This window comes from Prochlorococcus marinus str. MIT 9211, assembly GCF_000018585.1.
Classification (GTDB): Bacteria; Cyanobacteriota; Cyanobacteriia; order PCC-6307; family Cyanobiaceae; genus Prochlorococcus_D; species Prochlorococcus_D marinus_B.
On record NC_009976.1, the window covers coordinates 711,919 to 737,508 of the forward strand.

The window sequence follows — 25,590 nt, forward strand, 5'->3', positions numbered from 1 at the left end:
AAAAAGAAATTTACTTTTATCTAGAAAAATATTTACTAATTTTTTGGATAAAGCCTTGCTATTTTCTCGGCTTGTAATGTCTCTTTTCTTTTCTTGGCTTTTGCTTCATTCAGTCTCCGTAATAATATCCCTGGAAGAAACCAAATCACTCCAAAAAAAACAAACATGAAAATTGGGTTTCTAATTGTTGTCTCTGCAAGGATATCAAGCATCATTAAATTTATTCCTTTAATAATCTAGCTAATAAATCTATAAGTGTCTTGCTGGAAGAATATTTTTAACTAGTCGAGCTATCAATTTGAGTAATTGCCTCTTTTAGTGAATTATAGGTAGATGTAATCCTCCATAATCCTCCAGAAAAGATATAGCTAATATCATTAATTGCTTTGAGAACAGGATCATCATGTGCCCTTAGTGAATTACTTGATATTGAATAAGCTTGCCATGGATTCCAATTTGCAAGATTTACTATAGAACGATAAGCACTTGGCCACGGATTGCTCTGGAGTAAGCTTTCAAGCTTTGAGAAATGGAAATCAGCTTCCCTTGGTCTGTTTTCAAGAATGGCAAGCAAGCCCAAGCTCCAATGTGCATTAGTATCCTCAGGATTTTCGCCTAGCTTCTTCAAGGATAGCTCTCTTACTATTGCTTGATACTTTTTATGTCCATCAATCATATGTTGAACAGCAATGATATCAAAGACTCTTTTTACTCCTATAGGACCTTCTTCTAACCCTTTGGCTAATACTTGGAAAGAATCCGCGAAATTAGTATAATTAACAAATTGCGGTTTTCTTTTCCATAGAGAATATTGACCACCCTTTACTCGATTAAATTCTTTGATTTTATAGAAATAATTACTGCTTCGCACTGCATGATCTAAAGCGTAAGCCGATGGTCGTACTGAATTTCCAGTAGAGATATCACCTTCAGCAAGAAGAATCCATTCACATTGTTTCAGACATGGCTCTATATCGCTAGAGTGTTTACCCAGCTGCCTAGCTATTATGTTGGTACCGTTCCTTCTTCCATAATAACTAATATTATGCTGGTTTAATTCTGCAAAACTTGGAACCACAATTACTGTAAGACTCTCATTATCCTCAGACATTAAACGAACCTCATTTATTATATTTTCAATCTGCCAATCCTTATGTCTATTTGTACTGGAAAGACTGATTTTTCTCATTAAAGGAAGTGAAGATATTATAATAGAGGGAATAACTATTAAGGTAACAAAATAAGTAATCTTTGATAGCTTTTTAAATAAGAACTTGCCAAATTCGTACCAACCAAAAGATAAGATTATGATTAATAATGGCAATATGGGAGTTATGTAACGTGGATCTTTATTTGGAACTATTGTCGTAAGGAACCAGCAAAAGATGGAATTAAATACCAGCCATTTAAAGAAAAAACTATCTGCTGTAAATACTTTACCTAGCTGTTCATTACTATTGTAGATCTTTAACTCTTTAATTCTCTTAATGAAGTGGAAAATTAAACCACTTAGACCAATTATAAAAAAGAATATACCTATTTGCTTAGGTATAATACTGAAATAATAAGTCCACCCATCTAAATTAAATATAGACGGGTCTCCCTCATTGATAGCAGATGAAATAACAGCCCTATTTGTTCCGCTAATAACTGTAATCCAATTGTGTTTAAACCAAGGCAGAATGCTGCTAAATGTAATGAATAAAAAGTAAAATATTTGCCTGTTATTAATTTCTTTTGTATTTACTACTTTAATAATTGCCCATATAACTGAGGGAAATAATATTAGCAATGAGCTTTGCTTAATTAGAAGGGCAATTGAACAGCAAGCTGCTGCTATATAGACTCTATTTTTATTGTTATCACTATCAGGTTTCACCCAAGAACCTAGTTGCCATATTGCCAAGGTTGTTGCAGCACATAGAGGCATCTCTAGAACATAATTCAACCTTAAGGCGACAAGAGCAGGAGCTATAGATACAAATATGACTGATATGCAGCTAAAAAACCTTCCATTTAGTTTAGCCCCTATGCCTGCAACACTAAATAGTAGTAATCCATGCCAAATACTTAGGCTCCAGGCAGCGTCTTTAGGAGCATCACCCGAAAATGCAATTATTGTTCCATTTACAAATGAGGCTAAAGGTGGAATTTTTGGAGAATGGCTTATTAGTCCTCTAAAGCCTTCCCATGCCCCACCTTGTAATACCCCAAGCGCTCTACCATGAGAAAGAGCACTATTTAAATAATCTGCCTGATCCCATGCAGGAACTAAATTACTATTGTTCCACCAAGTTCGATCATAATATGTAGAAATGATCCATATGATGGCAATTAGTCCCCAAAAAAGAAGTTTTTTGTTGATCCTATAAAGCGGTCTAAATAATTCCATTATAAAAGAGCTTAGTTTGCCGACCCTAATGGAAGGGTGAAGGACAATAGATGTATCCTAAAACAAGGTTTACACATGTGACAAATATATTCATCTTATAAGGAACTAGAACTAAGTTTTGATATTAAAAGTCTATTTAACTTACTTTTATGAAAATAATAGATAGTTTATCGATATATATAAGCCTCTTATATTTACACAATTTTATAGAACTTTATTTATCAAACTAACTCTTCAGATTATTTATCATTTCTTCAATCTCGCCTCTTTTGAGATTGTCAGATGAACCAATTAAATAACCACACTTTTCCATGATATCTGACTCGATACTGCTAATTAGATCTCTAGGGTTGGTTGACCCTGTAATGGCGTTGTTTGTGTTTTCCTGACTATTCTCACCTAGAGCAAACCTCATAGCACTTTCGTCCGACAATCCAAAACCAAGAGAATTGCAGAACTTTTTAGAAATATTTTTCGAAGCCTTACTTTCTATAGATAATGCATTTGCTGCTTGAACTTCTTGAAAAGCTATAGAAATTTTAGAAACAGGTATAAAAATTATAATAGTCAGAAAGATTATTCCAAGCATCGTAAAGTAATTATGGAACAAAATCTTTCGAAGGTATTCTAGGATGATCATAAAAAGTCTTCGCTGCCTTTGATATTAATCCTTGGAAATGCTTTTTCTCCATTTAATAAATAATTCACAAGGATCTCTTTATATAAGTTAAATTTTCATACTTAAAAATTAAAAGTAGATTCCATAGCTAATTAGACTCTCTCTTATAAGGCCTTTGCATGTGTACAGATTCTTCATTAAGCAAAAAAAGAAGGGTCGGGCTAGAACAGATGTATTATTCTAGTCCGACTCTTCTTTTTACGGTGTCTTCCGTGGTTGAAGATCTTCACAATATTAAAAGGGGAGACTACGTTCTCGTTCAGCGGGAGGCCGATAAAGATTGGTATATTGCCGAGATAATTGCATGTATAGAAGGGCCAAGGATTCCAGAAGATTGGACCTTTTTCCAGGTTCACAATATAGATACAGGTTTTATAGAGCTAATCAGTACTGACTATGTTAAAGGAATAGTAAAGACTAGAAACACCTATTAAGAATACTAGGCTTGCTTTTGCATGGTCAGCATTAGACCAGATTTTAGATCCATGTCTTACTTGTTGATTTAATTGTTCTATGGACTGCTAACCTTTAGCCTATTAACCTAAATAAATAATAGATAAGTATTGAGACCGCTAGTGATATAGCCCAATTAATAAGTCTTTTCGTTCTTGAAACGTCTCTTGGATCTTTCCCTGAGTAAAATTGATATGTAAAATTCCCCCATAGGCTAAGTAAAACAGTACAGATAAAAACTATTAGTAGTTTCATCTTGGCGATTAACTTGGATTATTTGTTTATTAGTATTAAAGAGTATACGCATAATAGTTTCTTATTCCGTAGATTCATAAATTAGCAGATATGATCTAGTGAATCTAGATAAATGCCTATATGGGATCCAGAAGAACCAAGATCGTAGCAAGCGTTTTCATGGGAATCAACGTGGCATTTACTCCCTTAGTTAATTCCCAAGCGTTATTTATTCAAGATCATCAATTGATAAGCCATAATGTGCACCCAGATAAATCTAAGGATGTACCATCAAGATTCGATAATGAATCGTATGGCCACACCAGAACCACTGTTCCTTCTCAAACATCTCAATATCAATTGCGAGAATTATTTGGGTTGGGAACAGGTCGTCAGTTCTCAGGGTTTGGGTTCCCTGATGCAACTTCTAATTGGGACGCCGAATCCATACACATACTTTATGAAGAGGTAATGGATCGGCAAATCCTTGACCGGCCAATTCAAACCAATGATATTCGGTCACCTTTCCAATCTTCTATTGGTGACTAGCTTTATGAATAAGAAATATAAGGACAACTTGCTATTTCCATTAAATACCTTGTCTGTATTTAGCAGGTACTTCTCTGTACTCCTCATTATATTTGTATCTTCTTTTTCGGGAGATGTACTTCAAGCAAGTGGATCTAGGTCTAAGGATAAAACAACATCTAACTCAATTAATAAAAATAATTTAATTTTTGACGCAAGCAGAAAAAATCGGGGTCCCCAAGCTCCACCTCTTGGTGGAATGGCAGTTGGTGAAATATTTATAAATAGTAGAGGATTTGTTGACTTAGAAGGTCCTAAGACAACTATTACTTTAGTAAAAGCAAGTCCAATAGATTCATTGCTTACATTATCTAGGATTGCTAACTATGGATTCCTTCATGTGAAGGATAACGTAGATGAATCTTCTGATAAAAGTACAGATTTAGTAACTCTTTCATTTAGAGAAGAAAATTACCAAAAGGTATTGAATAGTATACTTTTAGCTGCTGGACTTCAAGGAAAGCAAGAAGGAAATATACTAATGGTCGGTAAAGATGTTTTAAGTAAAAGTTTTGGACCTCAGGTTTCTAGGGTTTATCGCTTAAATCAAGTATCTGCTTCAGCAGCAGCAGACTATTTAGGAAGCTTAGGAGCAAAAATGACAAAAGTCTGGACTAAAACCAATATGTTTAGTGGATCTGAAAGTACTGATGGTATATCAACAGCTACAAATGGAAACCCAGATGAGATTTTCTCTTATACTTCTAATATAGGACCTCTTAGAGGCTTAATAGGAACTACTGATAGTCGACTTCAGACAATTACTCTGATTGGGGACCCATATTTAGTCTCAATTGCAGAAAAGTATTTAAAACAATTGGATCTTCGCCAAAGACAAGTTGCTTTGTCAGTAAAGGTAATAGATGTACTTTTAAACAATACTACTGATATGAAGAACGCATTCGAATATGGAATTGGGGATAACTACATTATTAATTCAGAGTCTAAAGGATTGATGTATATGTTTGGTAATAAGTCATTCTCTCCAACTGATTTTTCTGTCACAGATTCATTTTCTCTAGCAAGTAGGAAGTTTATGGGTTGGTTTAGATCTAAGGTCCTAACCAATAATGCAAAAATACTTGCTAACCCCACTTTGATTCTGGGTGAAAGTCAGGAAGAGATACTTGGTGGATCAGAAGTATCTGGATCTCTAGGTTTAGGCGACTCAACTATTGGACGACCTTGGGCGAATGAAGGTTTTGTAAAAGTAGGTACATCTGTTGTTACTAATTACACTATTTCTAGTGCTGAGGATGGTTCAACTTTATGCGAGCCTCAGACTGATATTGCAGGAATAACTTTTGGAGCAAAAGTCCATAAAATTGATGATAATGGTTATGTAACATTTAGCCTTAGCCCTAATATATCTGCAGTATCTGAGACACAATCAATAGGTGACTGTGGAAATATATCTACCTTAAGCATTAGACGTCTTGATACAGGTAACATAAGAGTTCGAGATGGAGATACTCTTGTTTTGACTGGTGTAATAAAAGAGGATGATACAAAGGCAATTACTAAGACACCCGTCCTGGGTGATATCCCATTGTTTGGAAGATTATTTCGAACCAACTCTACTGTGAGAAAAAAGAGTGAACTTATTATTATGGTTACCCCAAAAGTTATAAAAGACAGCTTAACTTATAGTAAAACTAATGATACTACGTTATCTGATGTGAATAATAGATGAAATCATGGCTAATCTTATGAATAACTATTCGTCAATTGACGTATTGAGAGCAAGAAGAACTAACTCTAGAAAAAACAGATCTTATTTTAACGCTACTAAAAAGTTAGTTAGGAAAGGAAGTTATTTAGGAATTGGTATTATCACTATAGTAATCTCTTCTTTTATTCTTATTTATTCAAGAATAATGCTGTATGAGAGGGAAAAAACTAGTCTTGAAAGTTATGTTAGAGAATATGATTTATTAGAGAAGAAGCTGAATGTTGAATCTAATAGGATGAAGGATTTAGCAAGTTTTAATTCCAAGTTAGTAAAGGACATAGCTAATATAATTTCCAACTCGGCTTTTCTAAAAGAAATTAGTAACATAATCCCTTCAGGTATTAAATTAACCTCTCTTTCTATAAAAGGTGGTAAAATTGTTTTAGAGGGATTAGCAGTTGAGGATAAAGGAGTTGAGGCTATTAATAGGTTTGTTATAAAATTAGCCAGTTCGAAATTCTTCAAGCCAGCTATTATTATTGATAATATTAAAAATGAAGGTCAACTGGCAAGTTTAGACGAAGGCGATGGATTTAACTTGAGGTTTAAAATTCTTGGAGAAGTTAGTTCAGAGGTGACTCCATTAGACAAGTTAACTTTATTAGAGTTGGGATCATATGGTATGGCTAATAGGATTGATTATCTGGAATCCCAGGGGCTTAATCAATGAAAGGTGATCTATTAACTGAAAAATCTACGAATCGAATTCTTACTCCTGAAAGAGCATCCTTTTATATACCTATAATAACTTCTGCTTCATTATCAATCATTCTTTTATTTTCATTAGTAGTTCCCTTCACTGTTAATATGAACAAGACATATTATGAACTTAAGGAATATAAAAGAAAGAAATTAGAGTATAGCAAATTAGAAAACCAGTATGCTATTATTAATAGTAAGTATAATCAATTAAGCTCAACCAAGAATCAGATTATAACTTTGTTGGCAGGCGAAAATAGTTTAGACACTTTGCTCGCAAAGATTAATACTATTTGTTCTAATAACTTTGTTCAGATAGTAAGCTTAAAGCCTGGAAAGATTGAGAGATATGTAGCACCAGTACCTACCCCAGAAAGCAAGAAATCAAAACGAAGAAAATCTAGAAGAAAGAAAAAGTCCAATACTAAAAAAGTACTCTCCACTAAATTAGACCCATTTTTATCAGAAGGAATAGAAAAATATTCAGCAGATTTAGTTCTTTCTGCTTCCTTTAATAATATTCTTGAATTTATACGTGACCTTGAAAATATGGAGAATATAATTCTTACAAAGGATTTATCCTTTACTTCAGACTCGGTAAGTTCTGATGATGATACAAGCTTGTTAAATATTCAATTCAAAATTATTGCTTATGGTAAGCAATTAAGACTTTAAATATATAGATAAATTATGAGTTATTTGTATGCTGGGATGGGTATAGCTATGATGAGTGGTATAGTAGCTATGCTTCAAATAGCATATAATATTAATAATCTTAGTCCAATTAATTATCAAGTAGAATCCAATTATCAAAAGGAAACCTTAGCTATAGAGTTTGATCTTGAATCACTAATCGCTATTGAAGAGATTAAATCAGATACTGAAGAGATAGATAATATTTGCGACGAGATAATATCGAGATCTTCTAGATCAGGCTATTTGTTAGATCCTTCAAATACCGATATATCCGACAATTATGGATTCCTAGATGATAGATTTTCAGATTCATGTATTGTAGTTAATGCAGATATAAGACATAGAGTAATTATTTCTCATAATAATGATGAATATAATTATTACTCATGTATTTATGATCCATTCTCTATTTATACTAACTACTGTACTTTTGAAGAGATAGATTAATAATGATTCAATCACTTGTAGGAGCTATTATTATGTCTATGGCCACAGCCTCACTTTTAATTGCAATACAAGTTGGCGAAGGAGCTCTGAATAATTCCAAGCGTTTAGCTTTATCCAGGCATGAGAAGTTAATTATCAATAGAGCTGGTTATTCTGATACCCAGAAAATCAAGAATCTTAAGTTAGAGATCTATACCCATATAGAACAACTTTTGGAAGATTAAATAGATGAGTAAAAACTATAAATTATGAAATATCGAATTAATCATAATCTTCTACGTAATAAGGGAATGACTCTTCCTGAAGTGGTTCTTTCTGTCGCTATGCTATCTGCATTTTCTGCAGTTTTTGTAATAGTTACACAATTTACTGCATCTTTCTATAAGCCTAGATCTCGACCAGTGGGAGTAGAGCCCTATGATTTTATTAATGACTATAATACTTTACTTATTAAAATGGACAGAATTTCTTACATACTTAATCAACCTGGCTATTCAAAAGAGGAAATATTAGACTTGAATTGTACTGATAAACCTTATGGACCTTATGACGACGATGGTTGGGACTTGCCTGGAGCTGATATACCGAAGACTCCAGTTGGGTATAAGATATGCATAAAACCAAGCTCGGATATGCCTGAAAGTGATTTGGTCGAATTAATTTCTAATAAGGAAGGAGCCAAGCCAGGGATTTACATACTTTATGCTATTCCAGTTAATGGAGTATCTGGAGAATCTTTGCCTGTTAGGCGTATTTTCTGCAGACCACAACCTTTTTGTTGAAAAGTATTATGGCCACTACAGACCTTACTCGGAAAATTTCATCTTTAACCCTAAAAGATATACTTAAAAAATTACAAGATTATAGAAAGCAGATTTCTCATAGAGTTGTACTCATTGACTTCAGAGTTGATGAGATAAATATAGCTGTTGCTAGTTCTGGCGATAAAAACAATATAAATTTTAATAAGTTCGTTCGAATTGACATTCCACCAGAGGCTTTGGATAAGTCTATCCCAACAGATACTAATCTGATGGCAGAACTTCTTAAGGATGTCCTTGAAGAGAATGGTGTTTTATCTCTAAAATGCTCAATAGTTTTGTCATCTGACACTACCTATACAAGACTTATTGATATTCCTTCTGACTTAAACGATCAGCAAGCTTATAAATATGTTTCTGACCCTTCTTCTGTTCTCCAAATACCTATACCTTTGACTAAATCAGATTTCGATATAAGTTCTACTTCGTTCCATCCTAAAAACATTAATGGAACTACACTTAAAAAGTATTTTTTAAGCTCAATTCCAAAGAAGTCTAGCGATACAATAATATCTACATTGTTTTCTGCTGGTCTTGATGTATGTACTATTGATTTCAATTTTCTATGCCAATTGCGCCTTATAAATAATCATATAAGTTCATTAGGAGATAATAATTACATCGTTTTACTAGAACTTGTAGGAGAATGTACGCACATGATATTGGCTGATAGCTCAGGCCCTATATTTATTGATCGCCTAGCCTCAATAAAGAATTATAATGACATCTCCTATAATACCAAGGATCTCTATGAATCTTCTTCAGTAAAAGATAATGGCTCTCCTTCTAGCAAAAGATCTATGAAAATATCTAAGCTTGATCTTCGTGTTTTAGTAAGAGAATTAAAAAAATCAATTCGTTTGTTTTTTAAAGAAAATTCCTTAAAAGGTACTGTAAGTGTTTACCTCTCTGGAGTAAACAGCCAACACGAGGATATTGTTAACTCTTTAGGTGAATCATTAAACCTACCAGTACATTTAATCTCACCAGTCCATTCCCCAGGTATTGGCAAAGTAAATTTTGACCCTACAAAATTTTCACCTCAAGGTATCTCTAGATTACTTGGACTTGGCTTATCTTTGATTGATCAGAGATCATCATCATATAAGACTCACTCCGTTAATTCAAATATAGTCGAATCCTACATTCCAGATAAGCTAAGAATAATTAGCGCATTAGATAATTCTAAATCTGACCCTTCATTTAAGAATGTAAACAAAACCAACTTAATTCCTAAGCAAGGTAAATCAAACCTCATCGATCTATCGAATCAATCTTATAATAATCAACAAATATCAGAAGAGATTACTAGTACATCCATACAGCAATTAAACTCTAAACAGCCTCTTGAAAATAAGCCTTTTGACACTATAGATAAACCTTCTATACCAACTCTTGCTTCTAGTACTAATAATCCTTTATCTAGTACTAAAAATAATAGCATTTCAGCATCTAATTTGGAAAATCCAAATTTAAAATATACTAAAGAATCTAATCACAAAATAATCCCCTCTGGTAAAGACATTCCTCTTGAGCTCAGAGACAATGAAGGACTAACAAGTTCAGAAACAAAGCCTATAGTTAATTCATCAATTTCAATTAATAATGAAGGCTTCAAAACATCTGAAGGACCCCACTCAGAGAATCTCTCTGAGGAAACTTCTAAGTTTTCAATGGATGCCTCTTTTTTAGGTATAGATCAAGATATTTCAGAATCAATGGCATCTCAGGAAGAAATCACATTAACTAATGAATCAAAGGATTTAGTGGATGATAAAGATGATGCAACTGAATTTAGGATGGATACTACTTTTCTCGATATAGAAGAAAATAATGATTGATTAACCCTATTGCATAACAAATGCCACGATAATTTGTATCAACCCATTTTATTGATAAGATCGAACATAGGTAGGTATAAAGCTACAACAATTGTTCCTACAATAATAGCTACTACAAATATTACTAGTGGTTCCATCGCTTTAGTTAGAGCTGAAACTGTTTCCTCTACTTCACGCTTATAAAAGTCCGATAAATTTTCTAGCATAAATGATAACTCCCCTGTTTCTTCGCCAATCCTTATCATTGAGAACATTAGCCTAGGCATGACTTTAGATAGTGAAAGCGCATAGCTTAATGACTGCCCCTGTTGAATCATCGTCACTGACTTTTTAATTGCAATTTTGATTATTTCATTGCCCGATGCAGAAAGACATCTTTCTAAACTTTCTACGAGTGGTACTCCTGAGTTAACTAAGGTACTTAATGTGTCACTCATTGATGCAATTTCTGATCTAAGAATTAAATCACCAAATAGTGGTACTTTAAGTATTAATCTATCTATAACTTCCCGGCCTGACTTGTTAGAATAAATAGTCTTTATAAAGTAAATTACTATAAATATTGTGATTGGAGCCCCAACAAGAAACCCTGTTGATGTAACTATATTAGACAGTAACAACATAAATGCTGTTAGCCCAGGTAATTCAGCACCTAAGCCATCAAATAATTCCTTAAATGTTGGAACTATAAATATCAATAAAGCTAAGCTAATAGTAACTGCAAGAACTAAAACAACTAAAGGGTATACCAAAGCACCAGTGATTTGTCCTTTGAGCTTTGCATTGGCTTCAAGCAATAAGGCTATCCGCTCAAGAACTTTAGATAGTATTCCACCAGCTTCTCCAGCTTCAATTAAACCGATTGTTATCGGTGCGAATATTCTTGGATATATTCTCAGGCAGCTTGAAAGTTCTTGGCCACCACTCAATCTTCTTGATATATCAAATATACAGGCAGCAAATTTTTTGTTTATCATATTCTCTGAAAGTAATTCGAGACCCTGGGCTAAAGGAACACCACTTTGAAGCATTACAGAAAGTTGTCTAAAGAAAACTAAAAGATCTTTTTGATTTACCTTTAATTTTGAATTAGGTGCAAGATAGCTATTACTTAAAGTGGATTTTCTATTATTAGAATTATCTGCGGAATCATTTTTTAAAGTGGAGTTGTTATTAGCCGAGCCATATTTAGCCATTCTATATCCTCTTATTCGTCTATAGCCTTAGTTACAGATGCCTTACTTAAAGCCAGTTCCTTAGTAATCAATCCTTGGGCAACTAAATCATTTAGACATTGCTCTAATGTATTCATTCCATCATTGCTACCTGTTTGCAGTTGTGAATAGATTTGGCTTACTTTTCTCTCTCTTATAAGGTTACCTATTGCAGGTGTATTTATTAGCAGCTCGTAGGCAAGTGATCTTTTCCCTAAAGTGTTCTTACATAATGTTTGAGACATAATTCCAGCAAGTGATGTTGAGACTTGCAACCTAGCTTGTTCTTGTTGATCACCAGGAAAAACATCTACGATTCTTTCTACTGTTTTTGCAGCAGAGGATGTATGTAATGTACCCAAAACTAAATGTCCAGTCTCTGCTGCAGTTATGGCCAGTTGTATTGTTTCAAGGTCTCTCATCTCTCCTATATAAATAACATCTGGATCTTCCCTAAGCGCAGCTTTTAAAGCTCTTGCGAAGGAATCTGTATCTCTTTTTACCTCTCTTTGATGAATGATTGAGTTTTCTGTATGTTCGAAAATAAACTCAATAGGATCTTCAATTGTAAGTATATGCCTTTTCTGTGTCTCTAGTATGCAATTTATAAAAGCAGCTAATGTTGTTGATTTCCCTGATCCTGTGGGTCCTGTACACAAAACCATACCTCTTTCTAATTTTGATAACTTTATAAAAGGCTCTGGAAGGCCTAGATCTTGCCATTTAGGAAGGTTGTCTGGTAATAATCTTAAAGTTAAACATCTCTTTTCATTTGCAATGTAAGCATTGATTCTTAATCTTGAAAGACCTTCTATACTAGTTGAACTATCTAAATCTCCTAATTCATTAAATTCATTTACTTTTTCTTTTCCTAGTAACTCCATCATCAGGTTATCCATATCTTGGCTCCGCAACTTTTGACCACTTATCTTAATATCAGAATTTACCCTAACTGCAATTGGAGAACCTTCTTCAAGATGTATGTCTGAAGAACCTGCTTTCATGGCATAGCTAACAATTTCTCTGGAGATGCTCATGGTTTATCTATTTAAGTTAGTCATCTGATTTACAAACCCTCTCAAGCTCTGAAAGAGTAGTAAGTTGTTCCTTGACTAATTCTACTCCATATTTCATTAAAGTAAGCATTTCATTATTATCTACAGCCATTTCCTCGATTTCCTTATCAGTCTTATTGCTAGTTATAGCATTTTGGATTGGTCTATTTATTACTAATAACTCATAAGCACCAACCCTACCTTTATATCCTGTCCCAGAACAGTGACCGCAGAGAGTTCCTTCTCTCTTTCGCTGTTCTTTTTCTTCGCTTGAAAGTACATTTGCATACCTTATAGGTGTATTAGGGCGTATACCAGTTATTTGAGACTCATTATTATTAATTGGTCTTTGAACACTACACTCTGGACATACCCTCCTCAATAAACGCTGCGCTAATACGCCTCTAACTGAGGCGTTTAATTTATATTTAGGGACTTCCATGTCAAGTAGCCTTGTTAATGAACTGGAAGATGTATTTGCATGCAGTGTTGTAAATACTAAATGTCCAGTTTCTGCTGCATCCATAGAAGATTCTGCTGTTTCTGGATCCCTCGTTTCTCCAATTAATATAACGTCAGGATCTTGACGAAGGAATGTTCGAAGTAAATTTGCAAATGTTTGATTTTTGGCTCTATTAACTTGATGTTGCATTATATCCCCCGAAAGATCGTATTCAATAGGGTCTTCTGCTGTTACAATTTTAAGTTCTCCATTGTCTTTTTCTCTCAATGCTGCTGCTAGAGTTGTTGATTTGCCAGACCCTGTTGGTCCAGAAACTATAACTATACCATTTGTGTTATTTATTATCTTTCTAAATTCATTCCTGACTTTCTCAATATGTATTAGAACATCTAAATTTAGTACTGAGGCATCGCTGTTTAGAATCCTAAGTACCATTCCTTCCCCATATTTACCAGGAGCAGTTGAGCATCTGAACTCCATTCGATTACCTTCATATTGTCTTAGGATCTTTCCATCTTGACTAGCCCTTCTCTCTGCTATATCCATATGCGCCATGTTTTTTAAACAAGCTATTAATTGAATACCAGCCCTCTTTGGCATAGATAAGAACTTTTGCATAACTCCATCTCTTCTTACCCTTATTTTATAATTATCGATCTTTGGCTCTATATGTATATCAGATACATTTGACCTGCATGTATTTATCAATATCATTCCAGCTGCTCTTTGTGTTTTGCTTTCTAGCATTTCATTACTTAGATCCTCAGTCTCATCGACTAATTCTTCTTCTTCTATATCATCAAATTCCAAAGAGAAATCATCATCATTACCTTCAGTAGCAGTATCTTGTAAGGCTGCTATTACTGCCTCTTCAGTAAATTCAGAAATTTCAATACCTTCTCCACTTATAAACCTTTCCTCAGCTGCCAAATCAAGTATTTCTTTAATTTTCTCTGGTGATCTCTCTACAAATTTACATTCTAATCCTGATTGATTTATCCTTTCCTTAATTGTGTTTCCAATCGTTCCTAAGAAAACAATATTACCAACGGCTATTGTGATAACCCCAGGACTAGGTGGTAATGATGGTTCAATACCAAGAGGCACAACTAAGTTATCTCTACACCACTGGAGTGAAAAATATTGATCTACTAAATTCCTTATAGAAGTAACTGAGAATTGAGACATTATTTCTGTTTATACCAACATCCGCAAATAGAAGCTTTCTTTCTATACTTCTTATCTTTATTACATTTTTTAGTGGGATTAGAAGGACAGCATTTTAAACCTTGATTATCTGTATATGTTTTCTTAGGACATATATTGCCTCTTTTATCTGTTTCTTTCTCTTTCTTTTGCTTATTTCGATTGTCTTCCTCTCTCTTCTTCTTATCTGCTTCTATTTGTTTTAATTTAGCGTCATAGTCAACAGAGTTCAATATTTCCCCATCATACACAAATATCTTATTGCCACAAGGCTCTTTAATGCCATCAGCTGGCTTAATTACATATTCTCCCTTATGACTAGTTGTTTTTATTCTAGATCTATCTTTTTCGCATTGAGACTTCTTCATGTCTTCATTTTTCTCTTCCCATTCTTCAAAACTTGTTAATATGTCTCCAGAGTGAAACCAATAGAGTTGACCTCCACATTGAGGGTCTAAAGTTTGACCTTCTCCTTCTTCACTTTTTTTATTATTCTTTTGTTTAGCCATATCTTTAGTCCAGTCTTTACATTGATCACCATATTTCTTTTGTCTAGCTACTTCTACCTCATCACAACTTCTATAAGATTTACCTTCAAATAAACAAATTCCTTGGTCTTCACAAGCGCCCATATCTTCATCATTTACTGGTGCCCTCCATGTTTTTACTGGACCAGTTGCCTTGTTTATTTGTTTGTTATTGAAGTTTGTAGTGCATTTGTTTCTTTCTTCTGCAATTAGATTAAGACGATCAATTCTGGCTTGTGCTTCTTCACTTAAACCACAATTTTCTCCAGCCCATCCTCTGCATGAAGGTAAGCTTCTTGGGTTAGGTGAATCTGAAGGAGTTGCACCTTTAAATACTTTTACTGAACCTGTTTTATCATCTTCATAAATTCGAAACTGCATTTCATAGAGCAGATCTTTGTCCTTATTATTTAATGGTTTGACTGCTAGAGTCTCACAATTATTGTTTTTAGGATCTAATTGGTAACCCAGTGTCGCCAATTTCTGATCACTTAGGTACTCTGGTACTTTTTCTTTTAACTCAGTTATGTCTGTCGATACCCTGTATTGCCCAAGGCAATCTGCAGCATATGAATTCATCAATGCTTTGGTCTCTTCTATCCTAGACAATTTAACTGTATTAATTATGTTAGGTATAGCAAAACTGCTTAAGGCAGATAATACAGCCATTACAACTGCTACTTCTATTAGGGTAAAACCATTGTCTGGCTGATTCTTATTACTTAGTGGATTGTTTTTTTGTTTCATGAATTAATCTTTAAATGAATAGTTTAAGATTTTTTTTACGATACATCCTCTTTTATACACCTAGCAATATGAGGCTCTAATGTCAACTTTAATGTAACTTATTTATATTTATTTTCTGGCCTGTGCTCTAGTCAGAAGGAATTAACGTGGTATAGGTTTCGGTTGATTAATAACAAGCCATAGCTAGTAGCTATAAGAAAGCTGATATTGTTTGCCTTTAAGAGATAGCGTAACATTTTGATTGGCTACATCAATTCTTTTTACTTTTACTCCCATAGGTAACAATTGAGTTGTTTTCCCTCCTATTTGACCTTCTTCTAATGAGCCGCTTCTTTTTCTATACTCTACAAGAGCGAATTTTTTCTTCTCGGTAGCAATGATACCTTTTAACTTAAGGCTTGGGGATAAGATACCGCTAGATGAATCAGAATATTCAGAGAAAGGATCTGATTTACCAAATGTTCCAGATGATTGAAGGTCAGTAGAGGTTTCTAATTTTAAGAACTGATTTTTTTTAGGAGTTTCAGTAGGAGTAGTAATTTTACCTATACTTTTAACTTTAAGAGCTTTTGCTTGATTACTTCTTTGAGGGATATCAATCTTGAAGTTATCAACCTTTTCTTTCGATGTACAACCAGTCAATGCTAATAATAGGGTTAAGGTAGTGATTCTTGAAATTAAGTAGATTGTCTTTCTCATAGATATTTAAATAATCTATTGATAGATTGTAGTTCTTTCTATTATTAACTAATTAAATAAAATGAATAATATGCTCATTACCAGGTCCATTGGTTATTGCCTTCTCCCTGAGGCTCTATACATGTAAGGTATTCATTCGCACCTTCCTCATCAGCTCCATCGCATTCTTTTACAATTTCTCCAGTGGCCTGATCATACGTAATTGCAAAAGTTGGAAGAACTCCGGCGGCGTGTATACCTTCAGCTTCAAAACATCCCTCTTGATCTTCCGCTAAAGGTTCTATTGCGTATCCTGTGTAATCACCATTAAAGGCATTTATCTCAGCAAATTCCGGTATATTTTCAGGATCATCTAGATAAGCTACTACACATTCTTTAATACCGTTAACCAAGCCATTCTTAACAGCGGAAATTTGAGCCTTTGATTGGACTGATATAAAGTTTGGGATTGCTACTGCTGACAAAATCGCCAGAACTGCAATTACAACAACAAGCTCAACTAATGAAAAGCCTTTGTTACCAGGCTTAGAACTTAAAACCTTCCTTACTCTTGGGTTTTTTAGATATTCATGTAATAGGTTCATTTAAAAAAACTAGAGAAACTAGTAAAGTCTATGCTCTTAATATGAATGAAAGACTGTTTTATGTCAACAAGTACTATTTATTTTAAATGATCAATGGATATTCCAAGCTATCTTTGCTTTGTGATAGGAGCTTGTTTTGGCAGCTTTATTTCGGTTGTAGCTAGACGACTCCCTCAAAATGAGTCTCCAGTATTTCCCAGAAGCTATTGCCCTAACTGCACAGTAAAGATAAAATGGTTTGACAATATTCCTATACTTAGTTGGATACTTCTAAGAGGAAGATGTCGTAATTGCAGCTATAAAATAAGTCTTGTCTATCCTTTTGTTGAGTTTTTTACAGGCGTTTTATTTGTATTGTGTAAATATAGTCATAAGATTAACACCATAAATATTAATGACGTAACTTATCTATTGTTAGGTTGGTGTCTTGTTACAGTACTATTCTCCCTATCTTTAATAGATATTTATTCTTTATGGTTACCTGAATCATTGCTTAGGCTTGGCGGCATCTTCGGGATTATTCATGCTTTTAGTTATCTTTATAGTTACTCTAATTATTATATTGTAGTGGATTATTTATTCGCTTCAGTTATGAGTTATTACTTCTTTGAAGTGATCCGTTTAAGTGCAAGAAAAATATTAAAGAAGGATGCACTAGGAGATGGAGACTCAAAGCTTATTGCAATGCTTGGTCTATGGAATGGAATAATAGGATCTTATTTTACAATAGTTCTAGCTTTTGTATCCGCTTCAATTTATGCAATTGTAGCTATATCATTTAAACAATTAAAGCTCGGTCAAGCATATCCACTAGGTCCGTTTATAGCATTGTCGGGACTTTTTGTTTGGATATTCGGTAATGACTTTCTTATGGTTCAACTTCTAAAGCTAAGTTAAAATAAACCTATAACTTTTATATTAAATGAATATTATATAAATAAAATTATCACTTTAAATATGAATCTTGTCTTATAACTATAGGTGCAACTTATTCTTTTTTAAATAGGACTTTTGTAAAATAAGCTTTTTATTGCTTTATTCTATATAAGTATTCTATTGCTTGATTTAATATGATAAAAAAAAACCTCCACAAAGTGGAGGTTTTTTTATGAGGAGTTTTGTTTAGTTAGTGGTAATCGTTAGAACTTAAAGGTAGTTTCAACGACTGCGCCTGTTTCATCTTCACCACCAGCTACCTCTTGAGTAAAGAGACCAGGTCGTACAGAGATGCCATCGGCAACATCCCAGTTGTAGTAAACCTCGAAGGCTGCAAGTTCATTGGTTTCATCATCAATGACTTGATAAGCAGCACTAAGGGTTCCTGGGCCCCAACCATCGTAGTCAGCAGCTATGTACCAAGAGTCATTGTCGGCAGCACCTTCATTCTCTTGGGTGTCATAACCTGCACTGAAGCGTGGGAAATCTTCTGGCTCCCAGTAGAGACCCCATCCCCATGAGTCGTAGTCAGTAGTGTCTGAGCCGTTTTTGTCTCCGGAAGACAGGATGACTCCACCACCCCAACCGTCTCCGTCGTAACCGATAGATCCGGTTATAACATCGTCTCCTTCTCTAGTTAAAATACCATTGCTGGCATCATCACCATCGTCAAAGACTGCGGAAATTGAAGCATTCCACTTGTTGTCGAAGAAGTAAGTAGCACCAACACCAGGACCTTCTTCAGTCTCGGCTCTGGAGTACTCATGAGGTGTTATATAAAACTCAGCTGAATAGCTTGAAAGCTTAGCTGAAATAATATCATCCTGATCCATCAAAGGACCTGCAGTAACTCTGAAGTCACCGACTGGGAATGAATAGGTAAGCTTATCAATCTGAAGCTGATTTGTTGTTCCCTCTGCGCTATCTAAAACGTTTAGGGGCTGGGTGCCTGCATTACCAGCAATAACTGCTACATCAAGTGAATCTTCTCCAGAAAAACTTGTAGACATATCAATGCCATAGGCATAGATAGAATGAAGTTTTTCGCCAGAAGTAGAGTCGTCAACAGCACCTACGGTGAATGTTGCACTACCTGAAATTAATGTGGTGTTAGCAAATGTACCAGCATTTACTTCGTTAAGTCTGTATTCAAGCCCATCAACACGACCTTTGAGAATGGCCATTTCTGAACCAAATTCGTTGGATAGACGTGCAGCATCTTGACTTAGACCTTGGCCACTAGCCACAAGTCCGCCTTCAAGGCATGAATTTATAAGTGAGGCAGCTTCATAACGAGTAAGAGCTTGACCTGACTTAAGGTTTTGACTGTAGGCATTACCTACACAACCATAGCTTTCGCTTAGGTTTTGGAGAGCTGTATAAGCCCAATCCCCTGGAACAACGTCTGAGAACTGAGCTGTGGTTTCAACATGCTGCTCTTCTAGGCCGGCATAATTACCAACATCTTGGATGTTGACCTCTGCTGCATTTGCAGCTAAAGGAGCCATTAAACCCAAAGCAGCAGGAGCTACCAGCAAGCGCTGGAAAAGCTTCATTTGGATTCCTCACACTAAGGACATCCAATTATAGCCTTGGATCTTGTTGAGAAATCTCTGTCTGCATCCACTTTCTCTAATGTCTACTTACTTGACTTAGTGAAATTTGCTAGCAAAAAAATACTATTGGAGATTTTTCTCATAAAACTAGAGAGAAATAGTTTATATACAGAATTTAATTTTACTTCCTTAAGCCTTAAATTTAAAGGAAAAGGGACTTTGAAAAAAAACTTGCGAAATGGCTATGTTTATAAATTTTATAAAGTAAATAAGGCACTAGCTTAAATTGAGAAAAGCTCTAAAATATACAATATATTTTATTGACATAGTGGACATGCCTCAATTAACTAACCTCACTAGCCTATCAAGATTTGATACTTTACATAAAAATTTTAGAGGCCTATTTTTAATCATTAGTTTTGTAGGAGTATTGATTTCAGTTTCATACTTGAAAATTCTTTTTCCTCTTTTTATTATGATCTTTCTATTATTTTACATATATAAGCAATCTCTGACAGACATCATTCACTATGAATCTAAGTAGAGGATAGATTTTCGCAAGTCATAATTTGGTAAACATGCCTAGTAAATATACACTATTTTCTAACTAGACTTATGTTCTATTTCCTTACGCTTCTCGTGCATATCTTCTAACTCATCATAAATAAGCTTTAATTTATTTTTTATCATTTCGGCTGACTGTAAATTGTCAAGAGACTGCATTACCTTTATAAGGTTATCTTTAGCATCGACAATTCGCCTGCACTCTTGACTTCCTGCCTCATATGACATAAAAAAACCTATAAAAACTTAATCTATAAACTCTACTCAGGCTTTCTGTATCTGTTGATACATTGATCATATAGGAATGATCGGGATCTAGTTTTCATTTTTAGATTTTCGCTTTTATCTTTGGGAATCGACCCGGGATTTAAGCAAAAACAGGGCTCAGGAATAAAACTATCCTATTGTTACAGCCACCAAAAAGGTAGTACTCATAAGGATGAGACCAATTGAGGCCATAGCCGCTAGGAGTGATATATTCATTCGAAGAATTTAAATCTAAAGAAATTATAAGGAAAATCACTGCATTGTTTTTCTCAATCCAGATTATTTGTAATAAAAGAGTCTGATTGCTGTCAAATGCCAGTCAATTATATTTTTTCTTCTCCACAGGCTAATAACCTTCCTGTTATTTTCTGGTATTTTACTCTCTAAAATAAATATATTTGGCGATTTATAATAAAGACTAATTTTCTGTTTTTGAAAATCATTTGACTGTACCTTTGAAATATTCTGTTTGTTTACTAATTTAGTCATTTCCACTTCTTCTGATCCACTATTATCTATTAAGTCACCAGTATAAAGAAGAACTCTTAAACCATTTGGATTCACGGTCGACTCGATCATAACTTCACTAACCTTTTTGATTAATGGCTTAAGAATCAGTAATTGAAGTTCACTAATAGTAGGACTTTCCTCTTTCTCTAATATCCTTGTCATAACTTCTTTCTGAACCTCTTTTTCAAGACTTTTTCTTACCTTTTTATAGTTTATAAATTTGTTGGCTTTTTCTATGTCTCTTCTTTCTATAGCATTCTTTAGTGAAATAATTGAAATATACGGTGTGGCATATATATATCCAGTAGTAATAGTAAATAAAGCTAAAATAAAAAAAAGCTTAGTAGATTTTAGTTTTTTAAACACCATTAAATAAAAAATATGATTTAAATAAGACCTTCTTCCTCGAGTGTCTTTCTTTTTCTTAAAGCTTGATTTACTTTACCAGCGACAAATGGTATAAATTTTGAATATTTGTCTAATTCTATTCTTTCTTTTAGGCTAACTGAGTCGCCAAGGCTTATTTTATCAATTAAAGCCTCTAAGCGTCTTCTTGTTTCTGTAGTAAGAAGTCTCAAGGTTAAATTATAACAGTAATTATATTATAGATATAATTACTGTTCCCTCTCTAAGATATAAAGTATTTCTTCACCAAGAATATCAGGCACTGTTATTCTGCAGCCTTTGTCTAGGGTTATATCGCAATCATCATTTGCTTTCTTGGTTTTCCAGCTACAGGCAACTTCAGAAGTGCTTGAATCAACTATTTCCCACCCTTCATCTAGATATTTTTGTATTGTTTCTCTGTTGCAGGAAATTGATACCTCAAGGGTTTCCTTTAACTTGACTTCACTTTGAATCTCTTCTGTTGGGTCTGACTTGAAATTCAGCCTATCTTTAATTGGGCATCCCCCAAGAAGTAATGCTATAGGTATTAGTGTGACTATTCTCAGCTTGTACAAGTTACCCATTCAGTCAATGAAGTTAAACAATAGTATTATAATATTATTTATTCTTTCCAATATTGTGAGTTTAATAACATCTAGAATTTAAATTTAACAGAAAAGTTACTTCTTAGACTTCTTAGCAGATTTAGGGTCAACTATTTGCAGCAATGTTTCCATGTCTGTCATAAGTGTCTTGACTTGGTCAGCTTCTGGAAGTTTTAGCTCATCGGTAACTGCGAGATGAATTGTTCTAAGCTCAGACCTTAACTTTTTAAGGTGCTTCTTTACTTCTTCTTTTTTTTCTTTTGCGGTTGCCATTTTTGTTTACTTGGTTAAGGGCCTTTTAACTCAGCCCTTTTTTCTTAACTATATCATGCAAAGCATTTATTTGCTATCTACCAAATCATATATCCAAGTAGTATTATAGAATCTAATTGATAAGGTCTATTTTCTTTCTAAATGCTTAGTTTTGCCTACGAGAAAATTTGGGTACCTATTTTAGGTAGGACCCTTTATATTTTTTCTTCTCTAATAGAAGGGAAGAGAACCTTAGAAAAGCCAACATATAATATTAAGTATACAAAAGTTAATTCTACTAATCTAAAAAATTAGTCATATTTCCTCCATTACAGTAATGAACTGCTGAAGCAATGTTATTAGATGTTTCATAATCATTTCTATCTAGGAATTCTATTGTTTTCTTCACACAAAGATTGTTGTTATTAGCTTGCTTAAATATTGGCTTGCTATATAAAATTGCTAGGATAAGTATAGGAATAATTTTGTAAATACGAATATTTTTAGAAAAATGTGATTGAGACTTTTTCTTTAAATCTAAGATCTTCAATAATAGATTTTCTGGTAATCCCAGCTGAACGAAAAAAAGTTCTATCCACCAAGGCAATCGTTTGGAATCTTTTCTCTTTAAGGATGTCGGCTTTCTTTTAGACCTCTTATCGTCTTTAGCCTCACTCATTTGCTTTTGGCTTGCACTGCCTTCACTCATTGCCATAAAGTAAAATATTTATAATATTACTGGAATTTGGCTAAATTATCACTATGATGTAAATTATTTGAGTAAACTTAACTTGCATTGATGTGAATTATTTATAGTGAAAATCTTGAATTTCCTTTTTTTATACTGTAGTCTTTAAGAAACCTATAATTAAATGGCAAAAAGAAGAAGGAAATTATCCAAAGACTATGAAAAGCTGATCTCAAAATCAGAACGAGAGGTTGAGCTTTATATAGCAAAAATCAATGATATAGATGACGATGATATAAGGACAGAATATACAATAGCTTTTTCAGCAGTCAAATCTAAGCTTGATTATATAAAAAGTGCTTATACATCAATAGGATATAACGAAGACTCAGATACTTTGATGCTACTTTATCAGGAAAGCCTAAAGAACTTTATTAGTGAATATGAGATCTAGTTTTTATCTAGTTATTTCCCTTGACTATGGTTACTTCTAAATATTTCTTTTCACGATCAATACATCTCTTACTAATTATATTTGGTTCTTTCAATAAATCAATTCTTTCTTCTGTGGCTAGTCCACATGATTCTCTATATTCTTACAGTAATCCGATTAATTACTATTCAAATTTATCTGTTTCCCAATCTCGTAATAAAAGTCATTCAATGAGGCAATTTGGACCAGTATATTTAGATTTAAATAATTATCAAACTCAAAGTCAGAACTATATATTGCCGGCAGAGAATATCGCTAACTACAAAATTTATTTAGCTATAAGCTGTATAAAAAATGTTATTAATGTTACAGACACTGAATACAAATGGAAAGGCTGGATTGCTCCGAATCAGCCTTTTGAATATAATCTAATTAATACTTTCTGCAGGTCCATAAAAAGAGACTAAAAAGACAAAAGTATCTTGCCTAAAGGATAATAAAATTTTCTTAGATAACTCAACCTTTGTAAGGTATTACTCTAATCTTAATAGGTGCATCTGTAGGTTTTTTTTGAATTCTTTTATTAAACCTCACTCCTTCAAACTCTCTCATACACATTGTAAAACTTCTAGCTTTCTTGCATAATCTAATTACTTCAACTCTATCAATAGCTAAAATAGGCGATTCTATTAATGTTAAGCCTAATAGAGCCGCAAATAAACTTGCTCTCTTTTGTCTCATTAACCGTTATTCTAGATTTATTAAGATTTTATCAGAAAACTAGAAAATATCTCCCCTTTTTTTTATTTACACTATCATTCAAAAAAAAAACTATCTACTATGCCCACTAGGAATAATGACTTAGACCAGGCTATGGATGAAATTAAGGAAGAATTATTAAAGGAAATGTTTGAATCTATAAACGTAACCGATAAACTTAAATTCTCAGATATGGCTTTTATAGGTAGTGAACCTGCTTAATTTAATATTGATTCCAACTCTTTAAGCAAATCTGATTCATTAAGCTTAGTAGTTATATAAATTTCTTGAGCTTGACTACCTTTCCTTGCAACTAATTTAAATCCACCAATTGTTTTCCTTGTTAGCTTTATTTTAAGTTTTGGGCTGTTTGATCGAGTTTTAGATAAAACTGATGGAGTTATTGATTTTATTTTATAATTTTTAGCTAATTTTTTGAGAATATCAATCAGGCCTTTTATGTGAGTGCTATGAGTTAGTACGACTCTTCCCATTTTTAAGCCATTTAGCTAGAGTCTATTGCGCAACGGGGGGGCGTAATAGGCTATACTTAATAAAATAATAGTATAATCAAAATGCTTTTTACTTTTGCTTGGGCATCATTGGCTGCAATCTTTACCTTTTCAATAGCAATGGTTGTTTGGGGAAGAAATGGAGATGGCACAATTGATTTCTAATTATATCTCTTATTTTCAAGGTTTTGGCTTTAATACATATCTTTCTTTGATAACTTTTTCACTGCTCTTATTTATAACTTTTTCAGTTGCCTATATATCTTATGTAGACTTTAAGGATAAAAGGAGAAAGTAAACCTATAAATCACTGGCCTGGCTTTGTTCTTGATACCCTTTCTTTGTTCCTCCTCTTCTCATCTTTTATATTCATTTCTATTAGTTCCAGGGCCTTTTCTATTTTATCTAGACTGCTCTTATATAAGTTTACATCTTTCTCGACCCTCTCCTTTGTATAGCCAAAGTTATTTACCAAGTCAAGATATGAGTTTTCCGTAGCCTCTTCTTTATTGAAACCATTACTTTGCATATCTACTAATTTATAGATTCCAATAGCAATTATTCTTGAATAGTGATTATTTTTATTGATTAGTTTGTAGGTACTTTCTTTTTCATCTCTATTATTGTCAGTAATTAATGATTTTATTTCATTTGTATTTAAACCATTAGCCAATTTTTTTGCTTCTAATGCTATTTGTTCTAAGTTTGATGCTGAAAAACCTGTACACTTACATATTGCTTCTAGAAGTATTCCTTTCTGATTCTCTGGTTTATATCCCTTGGTGAAGTCTAAAAAAATACTTGTTAAACCTATTGCAAATACACCGTCTGCTACAAATCTTTCTTGGTTCTTAAGCAAATTTAGTTCCACTATCAATTCGTCTACCAACCGTCTATAAACCGCTGGTACTACAAAAGGAAATTCCTTATGGAATATCGCTTTACTTTCGGATACCGTTAGTCGCTGACGCAATTTTCATAATTTAATTCTTAAAAGACCATAGCTCTAGCTGATTGCCAGTTAATATCGTGGAAACCGATCAA

30 protein-coding genes are annotated in these 25,590 nt (G+C 33.6%); 13 read left to right on the forward strand and 17 right to left on the reverse strand.

Translation table 11 applies throughout. The annotated features are described in order from the left end of the window. Positions 1-277 precede the first annotated feature (277 nt). Together P9211_RS03945 and P9211_RS03950 are read right to left on the reverse strand one after the other, a co-directional pair. Entirely contained in the window at positions 278-2,392 is a 2,115-nt protein-coding gene (locus P9211_RS03945; protein WP_012195364.1) for an ArnT family glycosyltransferase, read from the reverse strand. 226 nt (positions 2,393-2,618) lie between these two features. Further along, entirely contained in the window at positions 2,619-2,981 is a 363-nt protein-coding gene (locus P9211_RS03950) for a hypothetical protein (RefSeq protein ID WP_049750854.1), read from the reverse strand. 293 nt (positions 2,982-3,274) lie between these two features. On the opposite strand from P9211_RS03950, the gene P9211_RS03955 reads away from it, so the two are divergent. The 9 genes from P9211_RS03955 (at position 3,275) to pilM (ending at position 10,582) form a co-directional block, all read left to right on the forward strand. Further along, a complete protein-coding gene (locus P9211_RS03955) occupies positions 3,275-3,505 on the forward strand; it encodes a DUF3104 domain-containing protein (protein ID WP_041391489.1) in 231 nt (76 codons plus the stop codon). Between the two features lie 445 nt (positions 3,506-3,950). After that, positions 3,951-4,307, forward strand: coding sequence for a hypothetical protein (locus P9211_RS03960; RefSeq protein ID WP_159088372.1), 357 nt, complete (start codon positions 3,951-3,953; stop codon positions 4,305-4,307). A 49-nt stretch (positions 4,308-4,356) separates the two neighbouring features. Continuing rightward, positions 4,357-6,039 (forward strand): type II secretion system protein GspD, encoded by a 1,683-nt coding sequence (locus tag P9211_RS03965; RefSeq protein ID WP_159088373.1) that lies wholly within the window; start codon positions 4,357-4,359, stop codon positions 6,037-6,039. Between the two features lie 43 nt (positions 6,040-6,082). Continuing rightward, positions 6,083-6,748: a PilN domain-containing protein gene (locus tag P9211_RS03970; protein WP_225866218.1), complete on the forward strand. Its 666-nt coding sequence runs from the start codon at positions 6,083-6,085 to the stop codon at positions 6,746-6,748. Next, complete coding sequence (locus P9211_RS03975; RefSeq protein WP_012195370.1) at positions 6,745-7,452, forward strand: hypothetical protein; 708 nt, start codon at positions 6,745-6,747, stop codon at positions 7,450-7,452. Before P9211_RS03970 ends, P9211_RS03975 begins: the two co-directional genes overlap by 4 nt. 15 nt (positions 7,453-7,467) lie before the next feature. Further along, positions 7,468-7,920, forward strand: a complete 453-nt coding sequence (locus P9211_RS03980; protein WP_012195371.1) for a hypothetical protein — start codon at positions 7,468-7,470, stop codon at positions 7,918-7,920. Between the two features lie 2 nt (positions 7,921-7,922). Next, on the forward strand, positions 7,923-8,144 hold the full coding sequence (locus P9211_RS03985) for a hypothetical protein (RefSeq protein ID WP_012195372.1): 222 nt from the start codon (positions 7,923-7,925) through the stop codon (positions 8,142-8,144). A 24-nt stretch (positions 8,145-8,168) separates the two neighbouring features. Next, positions 8,169-8,702, forward strand: a complete 534-nt coding sequence (locus P9211_RS03990; RefSeq protein ID WP_012195373.1) for a hypothetical protein — start codon at positions 8,169-8,171, stop codon at positions 8,700-8,702. Positions 8,703-8,710: 8 nt separating this feature from the next. After that, positions 8,711-10,582 carry a pilus assembly protein PilM gene (gene pilM / locus P9211_RS03995; RefSeq protein WP_012195374.1) on the forward strand — a complete coding sequence of 624 codons (1,872 nt, stop codon included), beginning with the start codon at positions 8,711-8,713 and terminating at the stop codon, positions 10,580-10,582. Between the two features lie 38 nt (positions 10,583-10,620). On the opposite strand, the gene P9211_RS04000 is transcribed toward pilM, so the two are convergent. The 6 genes from P9211_RS04000 to P9211_RS04025 form a co-directional block, all read right to left on the reverse strand. Continuing rightward, on the reverse strand, positions 10,621-11,778 hold the full coding sequence (locus P9211_RS04000; protein ID WP_012195375.1) for a type II secretion system F family protein: 1,158 nt from the start codon (positions 11,776-11,778) through the stop codon (positions 10,621-10,623). An 11-nt stretch (positions 11,779-11,789) separates the two neighbouring features. Then, positions 11,790-12,833, reverse strand: a complete 1,044-nt coding sequence (locus P9211_RS04005; RefSeq protein WP_012195376.1) for a type IV pilus twitching motility protein PilT — start codon at positions 12,831-12,833, stop codon at positions 11,790-11,792. Between the two features lie 16 nt (positions 12,834-12,849). After that, positions 12,850-14,502, reverse strand: coding sequence for a GspE/PulE family protein (locus tag P9211_RS04010; protein WP_012195377.1), 1,653 nt, complete (start codon positions 14,500-14,502; stop codon positions 12,850-12,852). After that, positions 14,502-15,794, reverse strand: a complete 1,293-nt coding sequence (locus P9211_RS04015; RefSeq protein WP_012195378.1) for a type II secretion system protein — start codon at positions 15,792-15,794, stop codon at positions 14,502-14,504. The genes P9211_RS04010 and P9211_RS04015 overlap by 1 nt, the downstream gene beginning before the upstream one ends. A 183-nt stretch (positions 15,795-15,977) precedes the next feature. After that, positions 15,978-16,436: a hypothetical protein gene (locus P9211_RS04020; protein ID WP_143703339.1), complete on the reverse strand. Its 459-nt coding sequence runs from the start codon at positions 16,434-16,436 to the stop codon at positions 15,978-15,980. Between the two features lie 134 nt (positions 16,437-16,570). Continuing rightward, a complete protein-coding gene (locus P9211_RS04025) occupies positions 16,571-17,077 on the reverse strand; it encodes a pilus assembly FimT family protein (RefSeq protein ID WP_012195380.1) in 507 nt (168 codons plus the stop codon). Positions 17,078-17,170: 93 nt separating this feature from the next. On the opposite strand from P9211_RS04025, the gene P9211_RS04030 reads away from it, so the two are divergent. After that, positions 17,171-17,974, forward strand: coding sequence for a prepilin peptidase (locus P9211_RS04030; RefSeq protein WP_012195381.1), 804 nt, complete (start codon positions 17,171-17,173; stop codon positions 17,972-17,974). A 242-nt stretch (positions 17,975-18,216) separates the two neighbouring features. Here the strand turns inward: P9211_RS04030 and P9211_RS04035 are convergent, their stop codons facing one another. The 6 genes from P9211_RS04035 to P9211_RS09095 all read right to left on the reverse strand — a co-directional run bounded on the left by P9211_RS04035 (position 18,217) and on the right by P9211_RS09095 (position 22,869). Beyond that, positions 18,217-19,569 carry an iron uptake porin gene (locus P9211_RS04035; RefSeq protein WP_012195382.1) on the reverse strand — a complete coding sequence of 451 codons (1,353 nt, stop codon included), beginning with the start codon at positions 19,567-19,569 and terminating at the stop codon, positions 18,217-18,219. Between the two features lie 1,110 nt (positions 19,570-20,679). Next, complete coding sequence (locus tag P9211_RS04050) at positions 20,680-21,279, reverse strand: DUF2939 domain-containing protein (RefSeq protein WP_012195384.1); 600 nt, start codon at positions 21,277-21,279, stop codon at positions 20,680-20,682. Positions 21,280-21,296: 17 nt separating this feature from the next. Beyond that, positions 21,297-21,488: a hypothetical protein gene (locus P9211_RS04055; protein WP_012195385.1), complete on the reverse strand. Its 192-nt coding sequence runs from the start codon at positions 21,486-21,488 to the stop codon at positions 21,297-21,299. Between the two features lie 36 nt (positions 21,489-21,524). Further along, complete coding sequence (locus tag P9211_RS09090; protein ID WP_012195386.1) at positions 21,525-21,881, reverse strand: hypothetical protein; 357 nt, start codon at positions 21,879-21,881, stop codon at positions 21,525-21,527. Between the two features lie 96 nt (positions 21,882-21,977). Beyond that, a complete protein-coding gene (locus P9211_RS04065; protein ID WP_012195387.1) occupies positions 21,978-22,175 on the reverse strand; it encodes a hypothetical protein in 198 nt (65 codons plus the stop codon). A 277-nt stretch (positions 22,176-22,452) separates the two neighbouring features. Beyond that, a complete protein-coding gene (locus P9211_RS09095) occupies positions 22,453-22,869 on the reverse strand; it encodes a hypothetical protein (protein WP_012195389.1) in 417 nt (138 codons plus the stop codon). 157 nt (positions 22,870-23,026) lie between these two features. Between P9211_RS09095 and P9211_RS04075 the strand changes: the two genes are divergently transcribed. After that, positions 23,027-23,296: a hypothetical protein gene (locus tag P9211_RS04075; RefSeq protein ID WP_012195390.1), complete on the forward strand. Its 270-nt coding sequence runs from the start codon at positions 23,027-23,029 to the stop codon at positions 23,294-23,296. A 495-nt stretch (positions 23,297-23,791) separates the two neighbouring features. Here P9211_RS04075 and P9211_RS04085 read toward each other — a convergent pair whose 3' ends face one another. Further along, entirely contained in the window at positions 23,792-24,016 is a 225-nt protein-coding gene (locus tag P9211_RS04085) for a hypothetical protein (protein WP_012195392.1), read from the reverse strand. 99 nt (positions 24,017-24,115) lie between these two features. Here P9211_RS04085 and P9211_RS09575 point away from each other — a divergent pair, with 99 nt between their 5' ends. Then, positions 24,116-24,256, forward strand: a complete 141-nt coding sequence (locus P9211_RS09575) for a hypothetical protein (protein WP_159088375.1) — start codon at positions 24,116-24,118, stop codon at positions 24,254-24,256. Here P9211_RS09575 and P9211_RS04090 read toward each other — a convergent pair. Further along, positions 24,253-24,528, reverse strand: coding sequence for a DUF2103 domain-containing protein (locus P9211_RS04090; protein ID WP_012195393.1), 276 nt, complete (start codon positions 24,526-24,528; stop codon positions 24,253-24,255). The genes P9211_RS09575 and P9211_RS04090 overlap by 4 nt on opposite strands. Positions 24,529-24,609: 81 nt before the next feature. On the opposite strand from P9211_RS04090, the gene petN reads away from it, so the two are divergent. Beyond that, positions 24,610-24,711, forward strand: coding sequence for a cytochrome b6-f complex subunit PetN (gene petN, locus P9211_RS04095; protein ID WP_012195394.1), 102 nt, complete (start codon positions 24,610-24,612; stop codon positions 24,709-24,711). A gap of 142 nt (positions 24,712-24,853) precedes the next feature. On the opposite strand, the gene psb29 is transcribed toward petN, so the two are convergent. Next, positions 24,854-25,519, reverse strand: a complete 666-nt coding sequence (gene psb29 / locus P9211_RS04100; RefSeq protein ID WP_012195396.1) for a photosystem II biogenesis protein Psp29 — start codon at positions 25,517-25,519, stop codon at positions 24,854-24,856. Positions 25,520-25,590 lie beyond the last annotated feature (71 nt).

Excerpts from the sequence above, each read along its gene's own strand:
- P9211_RS03945 (WP_012195364.1), bottom strand. The coding sequence starts at position 2,392 with ATGGAATTATTTAGACCGCTTTATAGGATCAACAAAAAACTTCTTTTT.
- P9211_RS03950 (WP_049750854.1), bottom strand. The coding sequence starts at position 2,981 with ATGCTTGGAATAATCTTTCTGACTATTATAATTTTTATACCTGTTTCT.
- P9211_RS03975 (WP_012195370.1), top strand. The coding sequence starts at position 6,745 with ATGAAAGGTGATCTATTAACTGAAAAATCTACGAATCGAATTCTTACT.
- P9211_RS03980 (WP_012195371.1), top strand. The coding sequence starts at position 7,468 with ATGAGTTATTTGTATGCTGGGATGGGTATAGCTATGATGAGTGGTATA.
- P9211_RS03985 (WP_012195372.1), top strand. The coding sequence starts at position 7,923 with ATGATTCAATCACTTGTAGGAGCTATTATTATGTCTATGGCCACAGCC.
- P9211_RS03990 (WP_012195373.1), top strand. The coding sequence starts at position 8,169 with ATGAAATATCGAATTAATCATAATCTTCTACGTAATAAGGGAATGACT.
- pilM (WP_012195374.1), top strand. The coding sequence starts at position 8,711 with ATGGCCACTACAGACCTTACTCGGAAAATTTCATCTTTAACCCTAAAA.
- P9211_RS04000 (WP_012195375.1), bottom strand. The coding sequence starts at position 11,778 with ATGGCTAAATATGGCTCGGCTAATAACAACTCCACTTTAAAAAATGAT.
- P9211_RS04005 (WP_012195376.1), bottom strand. The coding sequence starts at position 12,833 with ATGAGCATCTCCAGAGAAATTGTTAGCTATGCCATGAAAGCAGGTTCT.
- P9211_RS04010 (WP_012195377.1), bottom strand. The coding sequence starts at position 14,502 with ATGTCTCAATTCTCAGTTACTTCTATAAGGAATTTAGTAGATCAATAT.
- P9211_RS04015 (WP_012195378.1), bottom strand. The coding sequence starts at position 15,794 with ATGAAACAAAAAAACAATCCACTAAGTAATAAGAATCAGCCAGACAAT.
- P9211_RS04025 (WP_012195380.1), bottom strand. The coding sequence starts at position 17,077 with ATGAACCTATTACATGAATATCTAAAAAACCCAAGAGTAAGGAAGGTT.
- P9211_RS04030 (WP_012195381.1), top strand. The coding sequence starts at position 17,171 with ATGGATATTCCAAGCTATCTTTGCTTTGTGATAGGAGCTTGTTTTGGC.
- P9211_RS04035 (WP_012195382.1), bottom strand. The coding sequence starts at position 19,569 with ATGAAGCTTTTCCAGCGCTTGCTGGTAGCTCCTGCTGCTTTGGGTTTA.
- P9211_RS04050 (WP_012195384.1), bottom strand. The coding sequence starts at position 21,279 with ATGGTGTTTAAAAAACTAAAATCTACTAAGCTTTTTTTTATTTTAGCT.
- P9211_RS09090 (WP_012195386.1), bottom strand. The coding sequence starts at position 21,881 with ATGGGTAACTTGTACAAGCTGAGAATAGTCACACTAATACCTATAGCA.
- P9211_RS04065 (WP_012195387.1), bottom strand. The coding sequence starts at position 22,175 with ATGGCAACCGCAAAAGAAAAAAAAGAAGAAGTAAAGAAGCACCTTAAA.
- P9211_RS09095 (WP_012195389.1), bottom strand. The coding sequence starts at position 22,869 with ATGGCAATGAGTGAAGGCAGTGCAAGCCAAAAGCAAATGAGTGAGGCT.
- P9211_RS04075 (WP_012195390.1), top strand. The coding sequence starts at position 23,027 with ATGGCAAAAAGAAGAAGGAAATTATCCAAAGACTATGAAAAGCTGATC.
- P9211_RS04085 (WP_012195392.1), bottom strand. The coding sequence starts at position 24,016 with ATGAGACAAAAGAGAGCAAGTTTATTTGCGGCTCTATTAGGCTTAACA.
- P9211_RS09575 (WP_159088375.1), top strand. The coding sequence starts at position 24,116 with ATGCCCACTAGGAATAATGACTTAGACCAGGCTATGGATGAAATTAAG.
- P9211_RS04090 (WP_012195393.1), bottom strand. The coding sequence starts at position 24,528 with ATGGGAAGAGTCGTACTAACTCATAGCACTCACATAAAAGGCCTGATT.
- petN (WP_012195394.1), top strand. The coding sequence starts at position 24,610 with ATGCTTTTTACTTTTGCTTGGGCATCATTGGCTGCAATCTTTACCTTT.